Source organism: Mesorhizobium sp. M0848, assembly GCF_040319805.1.
In the GTDB taxonomy this organism is placed as follows: Bacteria; Pseudomonadota; Alphaproteobacteria; order Rhizobiales; family Rhizobiaceae; genus Mesorhizobium.
In genome coordinates this window covers 42,016-59,571 of record NZ_JAMYOM010000036.1, presented here as the reverse complement: position 1 = coordinate 59,571, position 17,556 = coordinate 42,016, and the positions used below count along the sequence as shown (strand labels likewise).

The window sequence follows — 17,556 nt, the reverse complement described above, 5'->3', positions numbered from 1 at the left end:
TTCCTGCGCGGCTGCTGTTCCTCGGCGGGTGCTGCCTGTTCGGCCGGCGCCTGCTCGGTCTGCTGCTGCTGGTCGCGCTTCTTCCGGCGTGGCTGCTGCTCCTCGGCGGGCTGCTCGCTCTGGGCAGGCGCGGCCTGCTGTTCAGGCTCGGCCTTCTTGCGTTCGCGCTTCTGTTCGGGTTCCGCCTGCTGCTTTTGTGCGCAGGCTTCGGCCGCTTCGCCTTCGGCGCATGCTGCTTGCGCCAGGATGAATGGGGCTGCCGTGCGCTGGGCAAGGCCGGACGCGACACTTCCCTGAAGCGGGAACGCGCCCAACGGCGCGGATGCCATCAACAGGCCAAGTGCCGTGCCTGCCAGAATCCGTGGTTGGCGTTTCATCGAAATTCTCCTTGTGGGGTCCCATCCTTGCCGAAACCGATCTTGTGCCGATTGGTTCCAGTCTGGCACTGATAGAGGCCGTACGGGGCGATTGACCGACCTTTTGAAGGCAACTTCATGTCATTCACCTGGCGATAGCCGCAATTGCGACCATTGCCGCGCTTGACCTTGCCCGCGGCTGGGGCCACATCCCGGAAATGGAAACGCCATTCTGGAAAACCAAGGCGCTGGAGGCGATGAGCCCGGCCGAGTGGGAATCACTGTGCGACGGCTGCGGCAAATGCTGCCTGTCAAAGCTTGAGGACGAGGACACTGGCGAGATCTACTGGACCAGCGTCGGCTGTCGGCTGTTCGACGCCGAGACCTGCCGCTGTTCGGACTATGCCAATCGGCTGGCGCGCGTTCCCGACTGCGTCGGGCTGACGCCGCAGAATGTGCGAACCATCAGCTGGCTGCCCAGCACCTGTGCCTATCGGCTGGTGGCCGAAGGCCGCGACCTCTACTGGTGGCACCGGCTGGTGTCGGGCAGCGCCGAGACCGTGCATGAAGCCGGCATCTCGATGCGCGGCCGGGTCAAGGCGAGCGAAACCGATCTTGCCGAGCCGGAAGACTATTTTGACTATGTGCTGGACGAGGAGCCGTAGGACCAGCGACGGTGAGCAGGAGCCTCCCGTTCGAATGCATTCGGCCAATCAGCGGGGTCGGAACCGGGGCGTCGAGTCAGACGTTCTGGCCTTCACCAAGGGCTGGGGACGACGGCAAATGGCCGGAACTTTCCTTCTTCCCGCCATATGAACCGGAGATGAACGGCAGGTTCGTAAAGAGTTCAGACAGGCAAGCGCATTCTCCCCCTCATCGGTTCACAAGGGGGCGAAGGCCCGCAAAAGGAGAGAAGACGATGTTCAACACGATCAAGACGGCAGCCCTTTCGGCCCTGGTCGGTCTCGGCACGCTGGCGGCTGTTCCCGCTCACGCCGACAGCCTTTACCTCGGCTTCGGCAACAACAACGACCCGCGTTTCGGCGTCTATACCGGTGACGACGGTTATCGCCATCGCCGTGACGAGCGCCGTGGCGACTGGCGCCGTGGCTGCTCGCCGGACCGCGCCCTCGACAAGGCCGAACGCATGGGTCTGCGCCGTGCCCGCATCGTCGACGTCAGCCGTCGTACGGTGAAGGTGATGGGCCGCCAGGACGGCGACCGCGTCGTCGTCGTGTTCGCCAATGAGCGCGGCTGCCCCGTCATCTATCGCTAAGGCCGGCTTTGGCGGATCATAGAGGCATGATCGTCTGCGAGGATCAGCCGGGAGACACGACCTTCAGTGAAGGTCGGTCTGGCAGCATGATCTCCTACGAAGATCAGCCGGGACTAGCCGAGCCCCTTTCCGTTTGAAGGGTGTGGCTCGAAAAAACCCCGCGGGAGCAATCCCGCGGGGTTTTTCATGCACGCTATTGGCTGATGATTGCCGTGGTCAGGCTCAGCCACGGATCGTCAGAGCCGCCTACTTCAGTTCGAAGGTGACGGTGACCTGCACATTGTAGGCGTTCTCACCGGCTTGCACCGGAGCCGCAGCACCGGCCGCGGCGTCGAAGGCCTTGGCGTTGATCGGCATTGGCGTCGGCGCCATGTTCTGATCGGTGATCTCGAGCACGCGACCGAGGCTGACGCCGGCGGCTTCGGCCAGCGTCTTGGCCTTGGCCATGGCGTCGGCGACCGCCTTCTTTCGCGCCTCGGTGACCGTGGCTGCCGGGTTGTCGTTGGTGAAGGCAATGCCGCCGCCCTGGTTGACGCCCAGCGACACCGCCTTGTCGAGGACCTCGCCTGTCTTGTCGACGTCGCGCACCCGCACCGAAAGCGTGTTGGTCACCTGATAGGCGACGAGTTCGGCTTCCTGGCTGCCGTCCGGCTTGTTGGTGTAGTTGTAGCGCGGGTTGATCTGGATGCCAGCGGTCTGCAGATCGCGGTCCTTGATGCCGGCGGACTTCATCGCCGCGATCACGGCGGCCATGGCGTCATTGTTGGCATCGAGCGCGGCGCGCGCGGTCTTGGCCTCGCGCATGACGCTCAGCGTCAGGACCGCCAGATCGGGGGCTACGGTTGCTTCGCCTTCGCCCGACACGATGATGCGGGGCGGCGTCGGCAGATCGGCGGCTCCAGCCATCGCCGGAAAAGCGATTGCAGCGGCGAGCGCGAGAGGCAAAAGATGTCTGGTCATGAAAATCTCCTTGGTCTGCGATCAAGTCGCAAGGGGTCGCGTAGAGCGCGATTATGGGTTGATTTGGGCGATCTGCGGAAGCCCGTAGGGAAAGCCTTGTGCCGCGATGCGAAAAACATTAATCCAGCCCGCGTGGGGCCTGTAGCTCAATGGTTAGAGCCGGCGGCTCATAACCGCTTGGTTGGGGGTTCGAGTCCCTCCGGGCCCACCATCCAGTCCCCTCGTTTTTCGGGGTTTCGACCGTCTCAGAATACCTCCGACATTTCCGTGGGTTAGCGCCGAGTAGTGGGCAACACTTGGCTGAGACGCCGCGGTAAACGCAAAACACCCGACTTTTAAGTCGTCCGTCTCTGTCGGGCGAATTCCGTAGCCAAGTGTTTGCCAAAGCGATGGTCGACTGGTCAGCGAGATGCTCGCCGGATGGTTAGAAGCCCAGGAGTGCAGCCTGGTCAGTCCAAGTAAGGGGGAGGTCCGACAATCGGGACAGCCGGTGCGCCGTTAGTTCAACAGGTTGATCACCTGCAACGATGTTGGCCGCAATTTTTGGAACGAGGAAAGCGAAGGGCAATAGGCGGCTGACCTCGGATGTATCGGTGCCGTTGAGCATGGCAACGTCGGTAAGGCTGCGACCGACTCCGTCTGTAAGTTGGCCGAGATATAGGTGGGCGCGGCGCAGAAGGTTGATCAAGGCGGCATCGGGTGCCCGGTTGATATTGGATCCGTTGGTAAGCACGATCCGCGTTTCGACGCCGCGACGCTTCATTCCGATTGGACATTCGATGGAAGTTACTTGGGCGCTATCGTTGGGTGGCAGCTTTCGGTCGAGAAGCAATTCCGATAGCGAGCGGCGATCCAGTTCGATGGTCAATAAACCAAGCTTGAGGGTGATCCTGTGAACGATCTTTTGGAGGAGAGATCGCTTCGCATCCGTAGTGCCTGAAGCCCAACACGACCGCATCTCGTCAACTCGCCGCATCGCTGCCTGGATTTCGCCAGAGTCTGCCCATTGCCGAATCCAATCAGACAGTTGGGCTTGATCACTGAGAATCCGATTGAGGCGATGCTCAACAACTGACTCAAGTGCGGGTGCCGGAAGACGCCAGCCCTCGGAACCTTTCCTGCGCTCATCGACGAACTGCTTTGAGACATAGTATCGGTAGCGAACACCTTGCTTATTGGCATGAACCGATCGCAATTTCTCGCCCGCTTCATCAAAGAGCAGACCGGTGAGCAAATGGGCTTGCGTGACATTGGACTCGCTTCGCCGCCGCGGCGCCTGAGAGGCAAGTAGTGCCTGGGCCTCGTCGAACGTGGCAGACGTGACAATTGGCTTGTGCTCTCCATCGTAGACCTGATCCTTGTGCCTGATCTTGCCGACGTAGACCGGGTTCGAAAGCAGGTGGTAGAGGTTGCCGCGACCAAACGGCATGGTAACTGCAACTGATCCGTCTATGAGGTGTCGCGATCGTGTGGAAACCCCGTCGCTCGCAGCCTCATCGACAAGGTCGCGCACTGACCTCAGGGTGAGATAGCGGGCGAACAGGTGTCTGACTGTTTGTGCCTCGGTTTCGTCAATCACCAGCTTGCGGTACTCGACACGATAGCCCAGGGGCACCACGCCACCCATCCACATGCCTTTCTTCTTCGAGGCCGCGATCTTGTCGCGGATACGCTCTGCTGTAACCTCTCGCTCGAACTGGGCGAAGGACAAGAGCACGTTGAGCGTGAGCCTGCCCATTGAGGTTGTGGTGTTGAACTGCTGCGTGACCGAGACAAACGAGACGGAGCTGGCATCGAAGATCTCGACGATCTTGCAAAAATCCATCAGCGAACGGGTGAGGCGGTCGATCTTGTAGACGACCACCACATCGACCTCTTTGTCCCGGATGTCCTGTAGGAGACGCTGCAGGGCAGGGCGCTCCATCGTGCCGCCCGAAATCCCGCCGTCATCGTAGTGGCTTGGCATCAACTTCCAGCCAAGACCGACCTGCGATGCGATGAAGGCCGCGCACGCTTCGCGCTGGGCATCGAGCGAATTGAATTCCTGCTCCAATCCCTCTTCGGTCGATTTGCGAGTGTAGATCGCGCAGTTGAGGCGAGGGATTGCTGTCATAGGCCAAAGAACCTCGGGCCAGACCAATGGGCGCCGGTAATGCGGCGGGCGACAGCCGACAGCGATCCGTACGTCTTGCCATCGAGCACGAAGCCGTCATAGACCACTTCGATAACGTGCATCCGGCCATTCCATTCCCGCACCAGACGGGAGCCGATTCTTGGCGGAAGGGATCGTGGCGGCGACGTTAGTGCCTTATCCGATGACGCTGCTCGGACCGACGGAACACCGTCCTCGCGATCCGGTCCAGTATTGCTCGGTTGGACAGCCTTTACGTTGGACTGGCGCGCGTTGCCTGCTCCGAGTGTTTTCTTGACGGTCGAAGGTAAACCACCCAATCGCTTGGCCTGGAGATGCCAGGCGGCCGACCGTTCAAGCAACCCACGTTTGACCCCTTTGGGCGGCGGGCAGCCATAGGCCTTTTTCCATGCTGCCGTGAGTTCATCACGCGTGAGACCGCCAATCCCGGCGATCTCACTATCCAGATCCTGTCTTTTGCGCATCTAGGTCAACCGGCGGTCTTCGCCTCGGCAATGCGGTACCGCCTTTGTCCGTCCTTGCCGGTGTCGCTGAGCAGTTCGTGGCCAAGCTTCTTCTTGACGGTACCGGAGAGGAAACCCCGCACCGAATGCGCCTGCCATCCCGTCGCATCCATCAGGGTTTGGATTGTAGCGCCTTTGGCCGACTTCAGCTTCTTGAGGACGATGTCGGTTTTGGTAGGCGCTGCGGGCGCTTCGTCCTTTGCCTTCTTGACCGTCACCGCGACGGTCACCACGGACTTCTCGCGCGGCTTCCGGGTTGGGGTGCTGTCGTCGACGCTGGGTGCCGTATCGGCGGCTTCCGCATTGTCGGCCTTCATAGTGGTGTTGTTAAAGATAGACATTTCAAATCTCCATCAGTTAGAAGCCCGGACCATTCCGGCGCTTGTACTGACCGAAGCCCGCTGTCTTGGCGGGCTGGAGATTCTGCTCGTTGTTAATCCATTGTTCTTCTGCTGCGCTGGCAACACCAATGCTTCGTTGCCGTATGAAGTCCAGTCGAATATCGCTGCCTTCGAGGGCTTAGACCACACCAGTGGACCTTCCCACGACGTGTCGATGCTCCCAAGTCCATCTGGCATTTGAAAAGTTAGGAAATCGCGATGAAATGACAGCGATCCGCAATGAACCGCAGATCTTCAATTCTTCGGAAATAAGTCAAATATAGAAAGGGCATTGCCTAGGCTGTCTTAATATCGGAGGAAGGGCAAATGGAAATCGCGGAAGCCTCTCTTACAGCCGAAGATGACAAGGGGAATGGCGATCCAGGGTCTACGCTAAGGGCCAGCCCTCTCCGCATCGGAATCTCTACGCGCGCTCTTTTTGATCTGGAGGAGGAACATCGCGTATTCGAGAACTACGGCGTCAAGTCGTATGCGGCCATGCAACTCGAACGCGAGGACGTGATCCTCCGCAGGGGTGCTGGCTTTGAGGTAGTCGAGCGGTTACTCGCGCTGAACGATCCTGAGGCTGCTCCGTATGTTGAAGTGATCCTTCTGTCCCAGAACTCGCCCGACCTCTCTCTCCGAGCGTTCAAGTCGATCGATCATTATGGGCTTGTCGTCAAGACAGGCAGTTTTACTAGCGGGCGGTCACTCGCTCCTTTTGTTCCTGCTTGGGGCATTGACCTATTTCTCTCAAACGCGGACACGGATGTAAAAGGAGCGGTGGACGGCGGAGCAGCCGCTGCTCGGCTTGGCTTGGCGCCCAAGGATCGTGCCGAAACACCCCAGGGCGAGGTCCGGGTCGCGTTCGACGGCGATGCTGTAGTGTTTGGCCCCGAGTCCGACGCAATCTACAAAGAAAAGGGCCTGGAGGCTTTCCTTGCGCATGAGACCGCGAACGCGAGCAATCCGATGGCGCGCGGCCCGTTTGGCAATTTTCTTCACAAGTTATCGGCATTGCGCCGAGTTTTCCTTAATGAGGGCAACGTGAGTAAGGTCCGCATCGCACTTGTCACTGCCCGGAACGCCCCTGCGCATGAGCGCGTAATTCGGACGCTGAGAGCGTGGGGAACACCAGCTGACGAGGCGCACTTCGTAGGCAGCCGTGAGAAAGCACCCATCCTGAAGGCGCTCGGGGCCCACATTTTCTTTGATGATCAAGAGAAGCACGTTTTAGGCGCGGCGGCAGTGGTTCCTGCCGGCCATGTTCCCGGACCTCACGATCCGGCTGCGCCGGTAATCCCGGCCGGCTGATTCTTCAGGATTAGATCTCGTTCGCTTTGACTGAGCGTCCGAACGTGACGGCATGCGATCTGGGCATAGTGGAAGCCGAACGGCGGCTTTGCGCCCAATGGCAGTCATTCGTACGGTCCCGTCCATTCACCAAAAGCGGACCATGGGGCGGAAGTATAGGTGAGCATTCCGTGCCGGCGAGCGCCGCCAACTGCGTGCGACTGCCCTGTAAGCCGGAGGTCAGAGCGTCTTGCTCATAAGCAGGATAGGAACCGGAGCCCCGCCACGCTCGTCGAAGAATTTCTTGACGGATTGGTACCCGCAGGCGCGATACAGTGGCTCTCCGGCCGCGGTAGCTGCCAGCTCAGCACGGGCGAAGCCCTCGGCCTTGGCGGCACGCTCACAAAGCGCAAGGATCAAGTGGCCGACCCCCCGCCGGACAAAGTCCGGATGGGTGTACATGGCTCTGATGCGTGCTGCGTCCTTGGCAGGATCAAGCAGCGCTGCATCACGTCCAGGCGACTGATCTCCACCATACATCGTTGCGCGCCGGCTCCAACCGCCGCAACCTGCCAAAACGCCGTTGTGCTCCACGAGGAAGTAAGTGCCGTCGTCGACAAGTTGTGTATCCAGCCCCATGATGGCCCGGCTGGATTGGATCTGAGCGTCATCTAGAAAGGGCTTCTGGAGTTCAGAGATCGCCGCGTCCATGAGCGTAATCAGGGCCGGGAGATCCTCCCGTTGTGCTTTCCGGTGCCGAAAGTCTTCACTTGCCATGTTCAAGTCTCGATTTGACGAATTTCGTTCCGGCAGAAGAGACCAAATATTCGCTGCTGCGGCAGCCTCGAGACGCTATCCACTGCGGCCCCGACGGCATAGCCGTGACAGTCATTCTGGCAGCCCCGCCATGCGATAGCCTTCCACGATATGCCGTCGGACGTCCTCGGCCGGGAAAGGCTGCGAAGCTGACCAATGCCTGATTGTGAAGTGCGGATTGCTTATCATGAACATTTCCGCCTCCCAGCGCGCCTCCTCCAAACGGCCAAGTTGCGCAAGGCTTGCTGCAAGCAGGCGTCGTGAAGTCGTGCGATAAGTTTCGGGTCTCCGCAACGTTTGAACCGCGGATTCGTAGTCGCCGATGGCATACTGAGCCTGGCCCAACATCCAGTAGTACCAACCGGGCGGGTGAGGGTTGAGCCGCAGCGCCTTGCGCACCTGCTCTATGGCTTCGGCAGGCCGGCCGTTTTCCGTCGTCAGTTCAGCTTGCATTGCCCATGCGTCGGCGTGGTTGGGATCCAGCTTGTGGGCGGCGGCGAATTCGGCATCCGATTCCGCCCAGCGACCCTCATGTCCTAGTATAACGCCCAATACCCATCGGTTCCCAGCGTCATTCGGGTCGAGTTCGACCGCCTGCTGTGCTTCGGCAAGCGCACTTGTGCGATTGGGGTCCATCGGTTCGTCCCAGAACTCCCAGCCCAGCCAGAGGTTGAGTGCCAGCCAACGATGCGCCTCCGCATATTCCGGATCGAGCGCAATTGCCCGGTTCAGCAGGAAAATGGCTTCTTTCGCGGTGAGTGCCGTTTGCAGGCCCAAGGCCCGTGCACGCACACATAAATCATAGGCCTCCAGGTTCTTCGGTCTGTTGCGCCCCGGCGCGGCGGTCAGACGGCCCACCAGAGCCTCGACAATCTTGCCGGTCACCTCGTCCTGAACAGCGAAGATATCTTCAAGGCTTCGGTCGAATCTTTCGGCCCAAAGGTGGTCGCCCCCGATCGCATCGATCAATTGAGCGTTGATACGCACCCGTCCAGCTGCCCGCCGTGCACTACCCTCAAGAAGATGGCGCACTCCCAGTTCTCGCGCGATGCGACGCACATCCATATGCCTGCCCTTGTATGCAAAAGCCGAGTTGCTGGCGATGACAAACAACTCGCTGTTCCTCGACAGATCCGTGATCAGGTCTTCGGTGAGGCCGTCGACAAAAGCCTCCTGCTCCGGATCGTTGCTCATGTTCGTAAAGGGAAGGACGGCGATGGAGGGCTTGCCGGGGAGCGGCAGCGGCGCTTTCTCTGCCGGTCCGCCACTTTCAGATGAGGCCGATAACCGAATCCGGTAAACGGATACCGGTTCGGCAACGTTCTTGATCGCTTGCGGACCGAGTTCGTCGAAGTCGCATTCAAGCTTTCGCTTGACTTGATCGTAGACGCTGCCGGAGACGCAGATATCTCCGGCCCCGGCCATTGCCTGAAGCCGCACTGCGACAACAACGCCATCGCCGAACAGATCGCCGTCCTCGACAACGACATCGCCCAGATTGATGCCGATATGCAGGTTGATTTGTCGGTCGAACGCCAAACCCTCGTTCGCGGCCATCATCCGCTTCTGGAGTTCGACGGCGCATGACACCGCGTTCACTGCGCTTCCGAACTCGACTAGGACGCCATCACCCATCACTTTTACGACACGGCCGTGACGGTCGCGGACCAGTGGTTCCAGGATCTCCTTCCGCCTCCTCTTTAACGCGTTCAATGTTCCTTGCTCGTCCAGGTCCAGAAGTCGGCTGTAGCCCACCACGTCGGCGGCCAATATGGCGGCAAGACGGCGTTGGGCGCGTTCTTCGGCCATTTCGCTTTGCTTTCATTGAAAGCAGAAAAATGGGATTGTATGACGTCTATTTCAAAAGTCTATCAGGCTGACTTTGAAGCTCGATCGGCAAGCCGCTACATGGGGTGATCGCGTCACGTCGGTCGATCATTCACTTTCTTGTTTACGCGGTCGCGAGGACGATACCTCAAAGACGGAGGGGCCTCAGCCGAGCCCGCATTGTGTCGTTTCGGAACCGGGTGGACCAATCAATTTAGGGTCATGTTGAATAAAATGCAGAGTGGAACTCAACGCCGACCTGTGCCAGGGTCCCGCCTCATCACAACCAGTCCAAAGAGAAGATCGCCCCCTTTCACCACTCTTTCCTTCGCGGCGCCAGGCCGTGGCCCGCCCGTTCAGTCATGCGCTCCGGATTGCGGCGCGGCCAATTTAACGGTCGATGTAATCCCCCGTTTACCGCTCTGGAGTGCGTGGCGGCACCTGATCTAGGAGTGCGATCTCATCGGTCGCTGCTGGCAGTTCGCCCCTTGGCGTCAGCTTGTCGACCGCCTCGGGCAAGTCTTTAGTGATCCGGGCAATCAACTCATCGCGCGACAGACCAGTTTGCATCGAAAGCGCAGTGAGAGTGTCCTCGTCAATTGCCGTCTCCACGTCCTTCGGGTCGATCGGTTCGTTGGGTCCGGTACTAACCCACGAATCGACCTTCGATCCCGCTCCTGCATTTCTGAAGCGGTCGAGGATGCCCCCAAACGCGGTCCCGGAGACGCCCTTGGACAGCTGATCCAAGAGCCCGCCTTGTGTGTTGTTTGGATCTCGATTTCCCGCGCCGCGGATCAAGTCACCGATCTTATCGCGATTTTGGTAAGCAAGAATGCCAAGCATCGCGACAGCCAGTCTTCCCAGATTTGCCATTGGTTTCCTCCTTAGCTAACAGGAAGAAGGCTTCGAGGCTCGCAAGGTTCCGCCTGCTGGAGTTAATAGACCTGTGGAACACGCTCAGCCTTCTCCTCCCGGAATTCTGCAGCGAAGCGCGCCGCAAGTTTTCCTCGCCGCGCCAGTGCTTCACACGGCAATCAACCCTGGGGTTTTAAGCGGCGCAATGATAAGGAGGAGGGAGCGGAACCTGGCCAGCTCGCTGTCGCTGTCATTCCCAACGTTTGCCCAACCAGTCTTCAAGCCCGTTGTCCGGCTCCTATCTTCAACCGAGTGCCGCTCTCACGCCCCATCTTAGCCTCAAATTACACACCCGCTCTTCGGAGGTGCATTGAGCTTCTCTAGCTGCGGGACATATGAAGCGCAACACGATCTCGTCCTTCCGATTTGGCACGAAACAGAGCCAAATCGGCGGCATTGACGAAATCGTTTGGCGTCTCGTTCTCGGTGGGCACCGCTGTTGCGGCGCCAACGCTGATGGTCACGCGATCCGGGCCGTGGGGTATGTTCAATTCCCGCACGCTCTGGACGAGCCGCTCTGCGATCGCGCTGGATTGTTCCAGTAAAGTGTCGACCAGCACGATGACGAACTCTTCGCCTCCGTACCGCGCAGCGAGATCGGTGGAGCGGCCGGAACCACTCTGGATTACGCGGGCGATTTGCTTGAGCACCTCGTCGCCGGCCATATGGCCATAGGTATCGTTGTATCGTTTGAAGTTGTCTGCATCGATCATCAACAGCGACAATGGGGACTGTGCGCGAAAAGCGCGCTTCCATTCAGCCGCCAGATATTCGTCAAAATAGCGCCTGTTGCCTAGACCCGTCAGGCCATCGATCCGCGTCAGACGTTCAAGCTCGAGATTTGCACTGATCAGCTGTCGCTGGCTTTCCCTTAGCGCTCGGTACGCCGCGTCTCGCTGGACGTGATCCAGATAGGCCCGCGTGTGATATCGAATACGTGCAATCAGCTCGATACGGTCCGGCAGTTTGACGAGATAGTCGTTCGCTCCCGCAGCGAACGCCTCGCCCTTGGTGGCTGGATCTTCCTTGCTCGACAGCACAATGACTGGGACCGCGCGTGTCGACCCATGCTTCCTGTATTCTCGCACCAGATGCAGCCCATCGACCCCGGGCATGACGAGATCCTGCAGAATAACCGTTGGCTTTACCTCATCCGCGACCGCCATCGCTCTCAATGGGTCGGTGCAGAAGTGTAAGGAAATATCGGGCGCGGTGGCTAGAGCGCGCCTGACCGCCTCGCAAACCATGATCTGATCATCGATGAGCAGAACCATGGATGAATAATTATCTGCGAGTGGCGGGACCAGCTCTGGTTCTTGCGTCATCGGACGGGCCCTTTCACGTGGAGCGCTCGCAGGCTTCGATTATACGTGAGCCGATAGCACTCAAAGGAAGAATATCAACAGCCGCGCCGATGTCGGCGGCGGCCTTCGGCATGCCATAGACGGCACTGGTTGCTTTATCCTGCGCGATTGTGAGATGCCCCTTGTCGCGGAGCTGTCTCAGCCCGCGCGCACCATCCCTGCCCATGCCTGTGAGCAGAACACCAGTCACCGAGCCGGGCCACCATTGCGCCGCACTTTCGAAGAACACATCTACGGACGGCCGATAAACATTGTCCTTGGGGCTGGGCGTATAGCCAAGTTGCCGAGCTGACTTGAAAACCAGATGATCCGCAGAACTGGCAACGAGAACGGTGCCGGCTTGAGGACTATCCCTTTCCCGCGCCGGACTGATCGGGAGAGGCGTATGCTGCCCCAGCCAATCAACGAGGCCTGGAACGAACTGAGCATCGAGATGCTGGACGAGTACAATCGCGCCGCCAAAGTCAACGGGAAACGAACTCAGGACTGCGGCAACGGCAGCCGGCCCGCCCGCGGAGGCACCGATTGCAATCAGGCGTCGAGGTGTCGGCTCAGCCGCACGTGACATCCGCCTTTTTGCCTGGGTCGGCGCATCACCAATCAGCTTGCCGATCGTCCCTATCTTGTTCGTCAAAAGCCGGGCGGATTGCGAGGACACGTTACCTTCGATGCCCACTGAGGGAATATCGACTGCGTCAAGCGCGCCATGACCCATTGCTTCGTAGACGCCGGCGAGGTTGGCTTCGATACTAGCGGTCACCAGCAAGATTGAGCACGGGGTTTCCGCCATGATTCTGCGGGTCGCTTCCACGCCGTCCATCTCTGGCATCGCTAGATCCATGAGTATGAGATCCGGCAGATCACGTCTGCAGACCTCGACCGCCTCTCGCCCATTGGTCGCGATCCACGCGACCTGATGTTCGCCGGTCGACAGGACCAGTCGACGCAGAAGTTCAACCGCCATGGGCATGTCGTTGACCACGCCGATTCTCATTCGCTGGCTTCCCATCTCGTTCTCATTCAACCGCCTCGCCAATCATGTCCACGACGGCATGGATCAGCGCCTCGTCCTGAAAGCTACTCTTGGTCAGATAATAGTCCGCACCTGCGTCGAGCCCGCGCGCGCGATCTTCTTCCCGATCCTTGTATGAAACGATCATGATGGGTGTGTTCTTAAGATGAGCGTCCTTTCTGATCGAACTCACCAGCTCGATGCCATCCATACGAGGCATGTCGATGTCGGTGACGACGAGATCGAAAGGACCAGACCGGACGGCATTCCACCCGTCCATACCGTCGACCGCAACTTCGACCTCATAACCGTAATTGCCCAGCATCTTGCGCTGGAGTTCGCGAACCGTCAGTGAATCGTCAATCACGAGCACGCGCTTGCGCCTGCTCGCTTCGGGACCGCCTGCGGCGCGCCGAAGAGTTCGAAGTCCGCTGGATGATGCAAGCTTCTCCACCGATCGGATCAGATCGTCGACGTCGAAGATCAGAACAGGCGAACCGTCTTCCATCAGGGCTGCTGCGCTGATGTCCTTGATCTTGGCAAACCGTGGGTCCAGAGGTCTGATCACCAACTCGCGTTCCCCGAGAAAACGGTCGACGATCAGGCCGTACGCATCGCCCCGACCCGCATCCACGACGACGACCGAGAGTTCGTTCGGTTCCGATCCGGGCTCACCTCGATCCAGCACCTCGCGCGCGGTGACCAGCCCGATCTGTCGATCATTCAATCGAAAATGTGGCCGGCCCTGCAGGAGATTGATCTGCGTCCGCTGCAGTTTCAAAGTCTTGGAAATGGCAGCGAGTGGAAAAGCATAGGGCTCCCCATCAACATCGACGAGCAGCGTGCGCAGGACCGACAACGTCAGCGGCAATTGCAGTTGAAATCGGGTTCCGTGCCCAAATTCTGAGGAGACGCTTGCGACTCCCCGGACTTCCTTCGTCATGGCTTGCACTGCATCAAGCCCCACACCGCGACCGGAGACGTCGGTAAGGCCCGCTTTCATCGAAAAGCCTGGCAGAAACAGGAATGCGAGCAATTCGGTTTCGCTGAGTGTGTCAGCACTTTCCCTGGTTGCAAGTTGCCGGGCGACGACGGTCTCGCGCAGCTTCGAGAGCTCGACCCCCCTGCCGTCGTCCACCACGGCTATCTGCAGCAGCCCGGCATTATGCCTCGCTTCGAGCCTGATGAGCCCCTCTTCGGGTTTCCCCATCGCGATGCGCTCCTCAGGCGGTTCAAGCCCATGGTCTACAGCGTTGCGCAGGAGATGCCCCAAAGGGGCATCAAGCTGCTCGAGAATATCGCGGTCGATGCCGGTCGAGCCGCCTACAATCTCCAGTCGCACCCGCTTGCCAAGGGTACGACCGAGGTCGCGGATCGTTCTCGCATAGTGTCGCACGCCGTCCTCAAAAGGCCGCATCCGGCTCGCCAACGTTTCGTCGTACAACCTGTTGGCAAGATCGGTCGCTTTCCGATCAACTGAATCCAATTCATCGAGACGCTCCGCCAGGAACGCTTGGTTTAACCGAAGCTTTCGCTGCGCCTCAGCCAGCGCCTCCATCACCGCCGCATGGTTTAAAACCGGCGGCAGCACTGCATGAAGATTGTCGAACGCACTTGCGAGGTCCGATTGAAGTCGCTTCAGCCGTAGCAGCCCATCAGCGAATGGCCTGAGCCGCCGAGCTTCCATCAGCGACTCGCCAGCCAACCCGAGCAATCGGTTCAGGCTGTCTGCCGTCACCCGGACCATTCTATCAGAGCCGATGCTGCCGTGCGCTTGCGGTACCGCCGCAACTAGGACGTTCGCTGAAGAGGTCGTCGCCAGTTGCTCCTGGGCATGGTCTGGAGTTGCGAAATCAGCTGCAGAATCTTGGGTCCCGGGCTTTGCCTCGGGGAGGGACAATTCCTCGAACTTCGCGAGAAAGCTTTCTACTTCTGAGTTGGCACTCTCGCTCGATGATCCCGATGCGATCAATTTCAAAAGGTCAGAGCCCTGCAGAAGCGCATCTATATGCTCCCGTCGCACCCTCAGATGCCCACGTTGCGCTGCGACCAGACAGTCTTCCATCGCATTTGCAACTTTGACCGCAGGCATCAAGTCGATGATGCGGGCAGCTCCTTTCAGGGAATGCGCGGCACGCATGCATGCTTCCAGGGCGTCGGGGGCGATAGGATCGCGTTCGAGTGCCAGAAGCCCAGAGGTTAGAGCCTGTGACTGCGTCTCCAGTTCGGCCTGGAAGAGGGTGAGCATCGAAACCTGGCTGAAGTCTCCATCTGTCATGCGATGCTCCGGTCAAGCATCGTGAGCAGTTGTCGTGGATCGAGACAGCCAACGGCTCGTCCCTGCCACGGCAGCACGGCAACTGTAGCGGCCGACACTGCCTTGCCAATCGTGGCCGGAACATCGAGAGTGTCGCGTTCTTGGTACCGATGTAAGCCGTGGATCTCGTCAACCGTAAAAGCAACCCGCTTGTCGTGCTCGCCTACCACGACTAGGCGGCGAAATACCTTGGTGCGTGTGCCTTGTTCCCCCTCCTTGCGCTCGTCTATCCCGAGCAATTCGGCCAGGGACAGGCAAATGAGCAATTCACCACGGACATTCGCAATACCGAGCAGTGCACTGTTCCTGCGGTGTGGAAGTGAATGAACGCGACGAGATTCAGCCACTTCATGAAAAATACCGACCGGCAGTGCAAGCCATTCGTCCCCCAAACGGAAGAGAACGGCCGTCTGCAGCGCGTCGCTGTCTGTCGAATGGATCCCTGCACGATCAGCGTTATCATGCCATTCGCCGCGGTATGCCGAGGGCGCTGCACGGTCAAGAAGGCGTCGTGCAATCTTCTTGTAGGTCGGGCAATTCCGGCAGTGGAGATGCTGCTCCAGTAGCGGACATGACTTGTCGCCCCGTACGCCTATTTGCCGCCAGCAGTCGTCGATTGCAATCTCCTCCACCGGCTGAGCGATCTTTGTCGAAGCCGCCATCAGCCGCCGCTCCTTTTCTGGACCCGACCCAGCCGGCCGGCCAGCGCCTCGGCGCCGTTATGGTCGCCTTGCTTGCTAAGCAGCAAGGCCAGATGGACGAGAGCTTCTCGATGATTTGGTGCGAGATAGAGCGCCTTGCGATAACTTCGCGCGGCTTCGGGTGCAGAACCATCCGCATCTTGGACGAGGCCCAGCAGGTAGAAGATTTCCGCGGAAGGACCGAATTCCTTGAGATGCGCCAGGGCGACCTCCTGTGCCTCCTTTACCCGTCCTGCATTGGCGATCCGTTCAACCGCGATGAGGCTTTCCGAGGCCTGTGCAAGCGGCTTGGTCGGAGCCTGCCTACGGCCTTCATTGCCAATTGTCGGTCGGAACGGAAGAAGAGGCTCGCTCTTGTTGACCTTCGGGCTTGGCGCCCGCACCGGGACGGCGGCCGGAACTTTCGGCGCCGTGGTCTTGACGGCCTCCGATTTCAGAAAGGCAAAGGCCAATGGCCATTCAGCGGAAATAAAGCCATGCAACCTTGGAAGAGCTGCTTCCGCCGGACCGACCAGAAGAAGTCCGTCCTTGGCCAGCAGGTCCTTCAGGCAGCTCAATGCGCGATCCTGCAGCTCTCGATTGAAGTAGATCAGCAAATTGCGGCAAAGCAGGATGTCATACACCTCTTGCCCGAAAGCGCGAGAGCCGAACAGGTTTCCTACCCTGAACCGAACCTGTTTCAGCACCCCAGCAATAGGCCGCAACCCGCCCTCAGCCGCTTCGAAATAGCGATCTTTAAATTCGAGATGGCTCCCGCGAAACGAATTGCGCCCATAGATGGCGCGTTCAGCCGTGGCGATATTGCGACTGCTGACGTCCACGCCATCGATCTTGAACTCGTGCGCCTCAAAGCCGGCATCGAACATCGCCATGGCGACCGAATAAGCCTCTTCGCCGGTTGAACATGGCAGGCTCAGGACTCTTATCGGCTGAGCAGGCTTGTGCACGCGCGCATGCCGCGCCAGCATCGTGAACGCTTCTCGGTCGCGAAAGAACCAGGTCTCTGGGATCACCACCGCATTGATCAGCTCCTGCAGCTCCTGCGAGGAAACGGTCAAGTGTTCCCTATAGGCCTGAGGGTTGGTTATCCGGCATGCTTCCATCCGGTCTCTGACCGCCTGACGAACCACTGTCGGACCAACACTGGCACTGTCCAGTCCGATGGTTTCCATCAGGAGCTTTTCTATTGCGCCGGTCATTGATCACCTATTGCGGCCTGGCGGAGCAAAGCGGTACGAATCTCTTCCGAAAGCAGCGCTTCCACTTTGACCGACTGAATGATCTCCGAACCATCGGAAGCCACCGGCCCAAGATAGGGCGGGGTTCCTTGTTCAAGTCCGAACGGCGCGAAATCGGCAGGGTGTCGCTCGAGCGTATCCGTCACCCGTTCCGCGATCAGCCCCAGCAGGCGTTGCTCGCCATCATGCGCCGGATAGCGCGTCACAACGATCCGGGTGCTCAATAGGCGCTCCGATGGCCGGCCAAGCGCAAGATGGGTAACATCGATCAGAGGGATGGGTATTCCGTTATAGCTGACCAAACCCACCACACCAGTTGGCGCACCCGGAAGAACTTTCACATCGAAATAGGGCAGCACCTCTTCAATTTGGTGGACATCGATCAAGTAGCGATCCGGACCCATGCTGAAGGCGAGGAATAGCATTGTCACCTCCTACTGCCGACT

16 protein-coding genes, 1 tRNA gene and 1 pseudogene are annotated in these 17,556 nt (G+C 59.3%); 4 read left to right on the top strand and 14 right to left on the bottom strand.

Annotation, left to right across the window (positions count from 1 at the left end; genetic code table 11):
- A pseudogene (locus NKH95_RS30190) lies at positions 1-377 on the bottom strand (OmpA family protein); the annotation flags it as partial.
- Between the two features lie 197 nt (positions 378-574).
- On the opposite strand from NKH95_RS30190, the gene NKH95_RS30185 reads away from it, so the two are divergent.
- Together NKH95_RS30185 and NKH95_RS30180 are read left to right on the top strand one after the other, a co-directional pair.
- Complete coding sequence (locus NKH95_RS30185) at positions 575-1,021, top strand: YcgN family cysteine cluster protein (protein WP_013530173.1); 447 nt, start codon at positions 575-577, stop codon at positions 1,019-1,021.
- A gap of 254 nt (positions 1,022-1,275) precedes the next feature.
- Entirely contained in the window at positions 1,276-1,632 is a 357-nt protein-coding gene (locus tag NKH95_RS30180; protein WP_023809642.1) for a hypothetical protein, read from the top strand.
- Between the two features lie 246 nt (positions 1,633-1,878).
- On the opposite strand, the gene NKH95_RS30175 is transcribed toward NKH95_RS30180, so the two are convergent.
- Entirely contained in the window at positions 1,879-2,592 is a 714-nt protein-coding gene (locus NKH95_RS30175; protein ID WP_352894178.1) for an SIMPL domain-containing protein, read from the bottom strand.
- Between the two features lie 135 nt (positions 2,593-2,727).
- Here NKH95_RS30175 and NKH95_RS30170 point away from each other — a divergent pair.
- Positions 2,728-2,803, top strand: a tRNA-Ile gene (locus NKH95_RS30170).
- Between the two features lie 213 nt (positions 2,804-3,016).
- Here the strand turns inward: NKH95_RS30170 and NKH95_RS30165 are convergent.
- The 3 genes from NKH95_RS30165 to NKH95_RS30155 are packed head-to-tail and all read right to left on the bottom strand — an operon-like array spanning position 3,017 to position 5,588.
- The gene (locus NKH95_RS30165) at positions 3,017-4,705 is read right to left on the bottom strand and encodes a recombinase family protein (protein WP_023809640.1); all 1,689 of its coding nucleotides are present in this window, start codon (positions 4,703-4,705) and stop codon (positions 3,017-3,019) included.
- Positions 4,702-5,208, bottom strand: coding sequence for a DUF2924 domain-containing protein (locus NKH95_RS30160; RefSeq protein ID WP_032908834.1), 507 nt, complete (start codon positions 5,206-5,208; stop codon positions 4,702-4,704). The genes NKH95_RS30165 and NKH95_RS30160 overlap by 4 nt, the downstream gene beginning before the upstream one ends.
- Before the next feature lie 5 nt (positions 5,209-5,213).
- On the bottom strand, positions 5,214-5,588 hold the full coding sequence (locus tag NKH95_RS30155; RefSeq protein ID WP_245273115.1) for a DUF3489 domain-containing protein: 375 nt from the start codon (positions 5,586-5,588) through the stop codon (positions 5,214-5,216).
- A 366-nt stretch (positions 5,589-5,954) separates the two neighbouring features.
- On the opposite strand from NKH95_RS30155, the gene NKH95_RS30150 reads away from it, so the two are divergent.
- Complete coding sequence (locus NKH95_RS30150; protein ID WP_081734773.1) at positions 5,955-6,941, top strand: 5'-nucleotidase; 987 nt, start codon at positions 5,955-5,957, stop codon at positions 6,939-6,941.
- 219 nt (positions 6,942-7,160) lie between these two features.
- On the opposite strand, the gene NKH95_RS30145 is transcribed toward NKH95_RS30150, so the two are convergent.
- The 9 genes from NKH95_RS30145 to NKH95_RS30105 form a co-directional block, all read right to left on the bottom strand.
- Positions 7,161-7,697, bottom strand: a complete 537-nt coding sequence (locus NKH95_RS30145; RefSeq protein ID WP_023809638.1) for a GNAT family N-acetyltransferase — start codon at positions 7,695-7,697, stop codon at positions 7,161-7,163.
- A gap of 111 nt (positions 7,698-7,808) precedes the next feature.
- A complete protein-coding gene (locus NKH95_RS30140; RefSeq protein ID WP_023809637.1) occupies positions 7,809-9,545 on the bottom strand; it encodes an adenylate/guanylate cyclase domain-containing protein in 1,737 nt (578 codons plus the stop codon).
- Between the two features lie 432 nt (positions 9,546-9,977).
- Positions 9,978-10,436: a YidB family protein gene (locus NKH95_RS30135; RefSeq protein ID WP_352894175.1), complete on the bottom strand. Its 459-nt coding sequence runs from the start codon at positions 10,434-10,436 to the stop codon at positions 9,978-9,980.
- A gap of 362 nt (positions 10,437-10,798) precedes the next feature.
- Entirely contained in the window at positions 10,799-11,752 is a 954-nt protein-coding gene (locus tag NKH95_RS30130) for a response regulator (RefSeq protein WP_023809635.1), read from the bottom strand.
- A 64-nt stretch (positions 11,753-11,816) separates the two neighbouring features.
- Positions 11,817-12,836, bottom strand: coding sequence for a chemotaxis response regulator protein-glutamate methylesterase (locus tag NKH95_RS30125; RefSeq protein WP_023809634.1), 1,020 nt, complete (start codon positions 12,834-12,836; stop codon positions 11,817-11,819).
- 22 nt (positions 12,837-12,858) lie between these two features.
- The gene (locus tag NKH95_RS30120; protein ID WP_023809633.1) at positions 12,859-15,132 is read right to left on the bottom strand and encodes a hybrid sensor histidine kinase/response regulator; all 2,274 of its coding nucleotides are present in this window, start codon (positions 15,130-15,132) and stop codon (positions 12,859-12,861) included.
- A complete protein-coding gene (locus tag NKH95_RS30115; RefSeq protein ID WP_023809632.1) occupies positions 15,129-15,833 on the bottom strand; it encodes a chemotaxis protein CheW in 705 nt (234 codons plus the stop codon). Before NKH95_RS30115 ends, NKH95_RS30120 begins: the two co-directional genes overlap by 4 nt.
- Entirely contained in the window at positions 15,833-17,071 is a 1,239-nt protein-coding gene (locus NKH95_RS30110) for a CheR family methyltransferase (protein ID WP_023809631.1), read from the bottom strand. Before NKH95_RS30110 ends, NKH95_RS30115 begins: the two co-directional genes overlap by 1 nt.
- Positions 17,068-17,535 carry a chemotaxis protein CheW gene (locus tag NKH95_RS30105; RefSeq protein ID WP_023809630.1) on the bottom strand — a complete coding sequence of 156 codons (468 nt, stop codon included), beginning with the start codon at positions 17,533-17,535 and terminating at the stop codon, positions 17,068-17,070. Before NKH95_RS30105 ends, NKH95_RS30110 begins: the two co-directional genes overlap by 4 nt.
- Positions 17,536-17,556: the final 21 nt, after the last annotated feature.

Excerpts from the sequence above, each read along its gene's own strand:
- NKH95_RS30185 (WP_013530173.1), top strand. The coding sequence starts at position 575 with ATGGAAACGCCATTCTGGAAAACCAAGGCGCTGGAGGCGATGAGCCCG.
- NKH95_RS30180 (WP_023809642.1), top strand. The coding sequence starts at position 1,276 with ATGTTCAACACGATCAAGACGGCAGCCCTTTCGGCCCTGGTCGGTCTC.
- NKH95_RS30175 (WP_352894178.1), bottom strand. The coding sequence starts at position 2,592 with ATGACCAGACATCTTTTGCCTCTCGCGCTCGCCGCTGCAATCGCTTTT.
- NKH95_RS30165 (WP_023809640.1), bottom strand. The coding sequence starts at position 4,705 with ATGACAGCAATCCCTCGCCTCAACTGCGCGATCTACACTCGCAAATCG.
- NKH95_RS30160 (WP_032908834.1), bottom strand. The coding sequence starts at position 5,208 with ATGCGCAAAAGACAGGATCTGGATAGTGAGATCGCCGGGATTGGCGGT.
- NKH95_RS30155 (WP_245273115.1), bottom strand. The coding sequence starts at position 5,588 with ATGTCTATCTTTAACAACACCACTATGAAGGCCGACAATGCGGAAGCC.
- NKH95_RS30150 (WP_081734773.1), top strand. The coding sequence starts at position 5,955 with ATGGAAATCGCGGAAGCCTCTCTTACAGCCGAAGATGACAAGGGGAAT.
- NKH95_RS30145 (WP_023809638.1), bottom strand. The coding sequence starts at position 7,697 with ATGGCAAGTGAAGACTTTCGGCACCGGAAAGCACAACGGGAGGATCTC.
- NKH95_RS30140 (WP_023809637.1), bottom strand. The coding sequence starts at position 9,545 with ATGGCCGAAGAACGCGCCCAACGCCGTCTTGCCGCCATATTGGCCGCC.
- NKH95_RS30135 (WP_352894175.1), bottom strand. The coding sequence starts at position 10,436 with ATGGCAAATCTGGGAAGACTGGCTGTCGCGATGCTTGGCATTCTTGCT.
- NKH95_RS30130 (WP_023809635.1), bottom strand. The coding sequence starts at position 11,752 with ATGGTTCTGCTCATCGATGATCAGATCATGGTTTGCGAGGCGGTCAGG.
- NKH95_RS30125 (WP_023809634.1), bottom strand. The coding sequence starts at position 12,836 with ATGAGAATCGGCGTGGTCAACGACATGCCCATGGCGGTTGAACTTCTG.
- NKH95_RS30120 (WP_023809633.1), bottom strand. The coding sequence starts at position 15,132 with ATGACAGATGGAGACTTCAGCCAGGTTTCGATGCTCACCCTCTTCCAG.
- NKH95_RS30115 (WP_023809632.1), bottom strand. The coding sequence starts at position 15,833 with ATGGCGGCTTCGACAAAGATCGCTCAGCCGGTGGAGGAGATTGCAATC.
- NKH95_RS30110 (WP_023809631.1), bottom strand. The coding sequence starts at position 17,071 with ATGACCGGCGCAATAGAAAAGCTCCTGATGGAAACCATCGGACTGGAC.
- NKH95_RS30105 (WP_023809630.1), bottom strand. The coding sequence starts at position 17,535 with ATGCTATTCCTCGCCTTCAGCATGGGTCCGGATCGCTACTTGATCGAT.